7 protein-coding genes are annotated in these 4,041 nt (G+C 43.7%); 2 read left to right on the top strand and 5 right to left on the bottom strand.

The window, feature by feature from the left end; translation table 11 throughout:
- Positions 1–678 (top strand): DUF3400 domain-containing protein (locus tag VIM91_RS03370; RefSeq protein ID WP_331863411.1); only part of this gene is annotated, 678 nt, incomplete at its 5' end.
- An 86-nt stretch (positions 679–764) separates the two neighbouring features.
- On the opposite strand, the gene VIM91_RS03365 is transcribed toward VIM91_RS03370, so the two are convergent.
- Positions 765–1,061: a cytochrome c gene (locus tag VIM91_RS03365; RefSeq protein WP_331863410.1), complete on the bottom strand. Its 297-nt coding sequence runs from the start codon at positions 1,059–1,061 to the stop codon at positions 765–767.
- A gap of 120 nt (positions 1,062–1,181) precedes the next feature.
- Complete coding sequence (locus tag VIM91_RS03360) at positions 1,182–1,487, bottom strand: c-type cytochrome (RefSeq protein ID WP_331863409.1); 306 nt, start codon at positions 1,485–1,487, stop codon at positions 1,182–1,184.
- Between the two features lie 223 nt (positions 1,488–1,710).
- Here VIM91_RS03360 and VIM91_RS03355 point away from each other — a divergent pair, with 223 nt between their 5' ends.
- Positions 1,711–1,884, top strand: coding sequence for a hypothetical protein (locus tag VIM91_RS03355; RefSeq protein ID WP_331863408.1), 174 nt, complete (start codon positions 1,711–1,713; stop codon positions 1,882–1,884).
- Positions 1,885–1,920: 36 nt separating this feature from the next.
- On the opposite strand, the gene rsgA is transcribed toward VIM91_RS03355, so the two are convergent.
- From rsgA to VIM91_RS03340, 3 genes are all read right to left on the bottom strand, one after another.
- The gene (gene rsgA / locus VIM91_RS03350) at positions 1,921–2,907 is read right to left on the bottom strand and encodes a ribosome small subunit-dependent GTPase A (protein WP_331863407.1); all 987 of its coding nucleotides are present in this window, start codon (positions 2,905–2,907) and stop codon (positions 1,921–1,923) included.
- A gap of 66 nt (positions 2,908–2,973) precedes the next feature.
- A complete protein-coding gene (locus VIM91_RS03345; protein WP_331863406.1) occupies positions 2,974–3,315 on the bottom strand; it encodes a 4a-hydroxytetrahydrobiopterin dehydratase in 342 nt (113 codons plus the stop codon).
- Positions 3,312–4,041: M48 family metallopeptidase (locus tag VIM91_RS03340; protein ID WP_331863405.1), on the bottom strand; the 730-nt coding region annotated here is incomplete at its 5' end. The genes VIM91_RS03340 and VIM91_RS03345, both read right to left, overlap by 4 nt.

The following is a 4,041-nucleotide window of genomic DNA, read 5'->3' as shown; positions in this document are numbered from 1 at the left end:
TATTTGTGCTGTGGTTACCCGCAAACAGCAGCCGGTCAAGCTGCAAAAGGGGCGCAGATTACAACTGAAAATAGAGCCTTGTTCCACCGTGTTGCCAATACTTTAAACTACTTGGATATTAAAACAGTATTGGTATCTTGTGGAACTTGTATGGATCAGCTGCTTAAATATGAGTTTGAACAGATTTTCCCAGGTTGCCGTTTATTGGATATCCACGAGTACCTGATGGAAAAAGGCGTGAAAATGGAAGGGGTAGAAGGGGTGCAATATATGTACCACGAGCCTTGCCACGATCCGATGAAGAAATACGATTCCGCTAAAGTAGCGAGTACGTTGACGGGTATAGACGTGCCGTTAAATGACCGTTGTTGTAGTGAAGCCGGTACTTTAGCTACAGCTCGACCTGATATTGCTAACCAATTACGTTTCCGAAAAGAAGCCGAGTTAAAACAAGGTATTAAGGATTTAACAGGATCGGAAAAAGCCGTGAATGGAAACGTGAAGTTATTAACTTCTTGCCCGGCTTGTCAGCAAGGTTTAAACCGTTATCAGGATGAAACAGGCTTGCAAACCGACTATATTGTAGTAGAAATGGTTAATAACCTGCTTGGCAAAAACTGGAAAAAGGATTTTATAGCTAAGCTAGAAGATGATGGCATTGAGCGCGTCTTGCTTTAAAAAGCAGCGGGTTTAAATCGAGCAATAAAAAACCGCCAATCTATTAATTTAGATTGGCGGTTTTTTTGTAGGTTTGTCGCGTTTGTTTATTTTGGCGTTTGCTTGGAATAGTATTCCGCCAAGGCTTTAATTTCTTCGTCTGTTAGATCACGAGCAAAAGCCTGCATGGTCGCATCACGACGGAAACCTGCACGGTAGTCTTTAAGTGCTTTTTCTAAATAAGCCGCGTGTTGACCAGCAATTTTAGGAAAGTTCGGTGCTAAGCTGTTTCCATCCGCTCCATGGCAACCTACACAGGTCGAACTTTTAGCGGGTGGATCCATTGCAATCGCACCGGTGCTGATTAGACTTAAAGCGAACGCCGTGATGAGTCCTTTTTTCATGCTCGTTTTCTCCAGTTGAGGAATGATATTAATAAAATAACTGCGACCTATTATAACCAAACTCGGCTTCAGAAATAAAAAAACCGCCCGTAGGCGGTTTTTCACAAGGCTATAAATGAATTATAGGCTTGACATGTAAGCGGCTAGGTTTTCGATGTCTGCATCAGACAAACCAGCGGCCATAGGCTGCATCATTGCTGACATAGGGCCTACGTTTTCACCTGCACGGTACTTCTTAAGAAGACCAGCTAGTTCGCCAGCGTCGCGACCTTTAACAGCCGGACCAACACCACCTTCACCACCAGCACCGTGACAACCCATACAGGTTGAGAATGCGGCTTGACCAGCTTTTACATCAGCCGCTTGAGCAGCCATACCAAAAGTCATTAAACCAACTGCAGCTGCAGCTAAAATTGCTTTACTCATGTTGCACTCTCCTAAAAGTACTAAACAAAATTTCAGGGTTAACCCTTAGCGCTAATTAGAAACTAAAACCCAGTTTGAGTCAAGCTAATAAGGGGTTGGCGCAATTATAAGCAGTTAATGTTATTAGTTAATTTTATGGCTATAGATAGGTAGTTAATGAAAAACACTTAGACCTAAGTTCGGTCTCTTAAGTTAGAATGGTTTGTCTAGAAAAGGAGGCATCATGGTTCTATTAAAGCTTTGGCTGATCACGATACTTGCTACAGTGGTGAGCTGGTATGCATTGAAACTGGTTAACAATCCAAAACCTCTAGGTTGGGTATTTCTCTTTTGGGTGGCGGTAATCGGCGTGACGACGATTCTATTGTATTTGGTGTCGGTCTTTTTAGTGGCCTAGCTTGGTTTGCCTATTGATATATTTTATAGCGAAATTTTAATATTTTATTTCAGAGTCTTTAAATTCTTGTAACAAACGCTGAAAACTTTGGTAGCGAGTGTACGCAATTTGATCATCTTCAACGGCTTGTTTGATTGCGCAGTCGGGCTCAATGCTGTGGGTACAGTTATGAAACTTGCATTGCCCTAGGAAGGGTTCAAAATCAGCATAATAGCCTTCTAGTTCAGTAAGCGAGCAGGGGCTCGGGCTGAATTGGCGAACACCTGGTGAATCAATGATGTCACCGCCTTTGGGTAGATGGTAAAGAATACTGTTCGTGGTGGTGTGCACACCTAAGCCGGTCGCTTCAGATAACGCACTGGTACGAATGTCTAGGTCTGGAATAAGTGCGTTAATTAAGGAAGATTTACCTGCACCAGATGGACCAACGAGTACACTGGTTTGCTTATTTAAAAAGGCTTCTAAATCTTCAAGACCGTCCGCCAGCTGACTGGAGACTGGAATCAGTTCAATTCCCATTTCTTCGTAGGGAATTAACAGCTCAGCGACCGCTTCCCAAGCTTCATCATCTTGAATCAGGTCAATTTTATTAATGATAATGGCAACTGGGATATTGAGTTGTGCTGCGGCCACTAAATAACGATCAATCATGTCGGGATGAATGCCGGGTTCGATTGGGGTGACAATGCCAATCACATCAATATTAGCCGCCACCATACGTGTTTGGCCGCGAAATCCTGGGCGCGATAATTTACTGTGGCGTGTTAGTACTTCACTTACCACCCCCGTGCCAGCTTCAATGTCCGTTTGCCATCTCACTCGATCGCCTGCGACAAGTTTGCCTAGATGTTGGCGTACTGCGCAGTTAATGAGTTCGCCTTGTTCAGATTCAACCAGCAGACGTTTGCCGAAATTGGTGATCACCAGGCCTGGTTGTAATGAGCTTTCGACGGGTAAGGAATCTGCTTGGCGTTTTTTTTGAACACGTCGTTGCTGTTGATCACTGAGTTTACGTTTGCTCATGAAAGTTCCTAGTTTCACTACCGAGACACAATTTAGATACAAACTGTGTGCTTCAGGTATGAATTTTTAATCCAGTAACGCGTTAATTTTGGCGGCCATAATCATATCGTTTTGGCTTAAGCCTTTTATGCTATGAGTTTTTAGTGTGATCGTGCATTCGTTATAACCAAAGCAAATCGTTGGGTGATGGTCTTCTTTGTGCGCCACCCAAGTGACCGCATTCACAAACGCCACGGTTTGATGATAGTTTTTGAATCCGAAGGTTTTGTGAATCGACGCATAATCCAACGTCACATCCCAGCCAGAAAGCATATTTAAGTAACTTTCAATCGTCGGAATCACTAAGCCTTTTTGACCTTTGGGGATATCTTCACATTTTTGTTCTAATAAATTAGGGAGTTCACTCATTTGTTGTCTCCTTTTAAAGTTTTTAAATGATCGATGCGAATTTTAGCCGGTGGATGACTATCATGGTAAGCCGAGAAACTTGGGTCCGGTGTTAAGGTGCTGGCATTATCACGGTAGAGTTTTAACAGCGCACTGATTAAATGTTGCGCGCCGACATGCTGGGCGGCAAATGCATCGGCTTCAAACTCATGTTTGCGGCTTTTAAAAGCCATAATCGGCCCCAAAAAAAAGAACATGACCGGCACAGCGGTCACAAATAATAATAAAGCGGCGGCCGGGGTTGCACTTTCAATGCCGAGCCCACTGTAAAAAGCCGGTAACTGAACCAACCAGCCTAATAAGGCTAAACCGATTAAGCTGATCGCGGCCCCCTCAATTAAACGCTTAGTAATGTGGCCGTGCTTAAAGTGACCCAACTCATGCGCTAGTACCGCTTCCACTTCATCAACCGTGAGTTTTTCCAGCAGAGTATCAAAAAACACAATACGTTTGTTTTTGCCCATGCCGGTAAAATAAGCGTTGCCGTGGCCGGAGCGTGATGAACCATCCATGACAAAAATGCCATTGGATTCAAATCCGGTGCGCTCTAGCAGGGCTTCAATGCGTTGTTTCATTTCGCCGTCTTCAAGCGGGGTGAACTTATTAAACAGCGGCGCGATCCATTTAGGATAAGCCCATAATAAAGTTAAATTAAAGCCCATCCAAATTAACCAGGTGTAAAACCAC

Source organism: Thiomicrospira sp. (assembly GCF_036568485.1).
GTDB lineage: Bacteria > Pseudomonadota > Gammaproteobacteria > Thiomicrospirales > Thiomicrospiraceae > Thiomicrospira.
This window is presented reverse-complemented; position numbering and strand designations above follow the sequence as displayed.

What these genes read in the sequence shown, in the direction of transcription:
- VIM91_RS03345 (WP_331863406.1), bottom strand. Translation starts at nt 3,315, where the DNA reads ATGAGTGAACTCCCTAATTTATTAGAACAAAAATGTGAAGATATCCCC.
- VIM91_RS03360 (WP_331863409.1), bottom strand. Translation starts at nt 1,487, where the DNA reads ATGAGTAAAGCAATTTTAGCTGCAGCTGCAGTTGGTTTAATGACTTTT.
- rsgA (WP_331863407.1), bottom strand. Translation starts at nt 2,907, where the DNA reads ATGAGCAAACGTAAACTCAGTGATCAACAGCAACGACGTGTTCAAAAA.
- VIM91_RS03355 (WP_331863408.1), top strand. Translation starts at nt 1,711, where the DNA reads ATGGTTCTATTAAAGCTTTGGCTGATCACGATACTTGCTACAGTGGTG.
- VIM91_RS03365 (WP_331863410.1), bottom strand. Translation starts at nt 1,061, where the DNA reads ATGAAAAAAGGACTCATCACGGCGTTCGCTTTAAGTCTAATCAGCACC.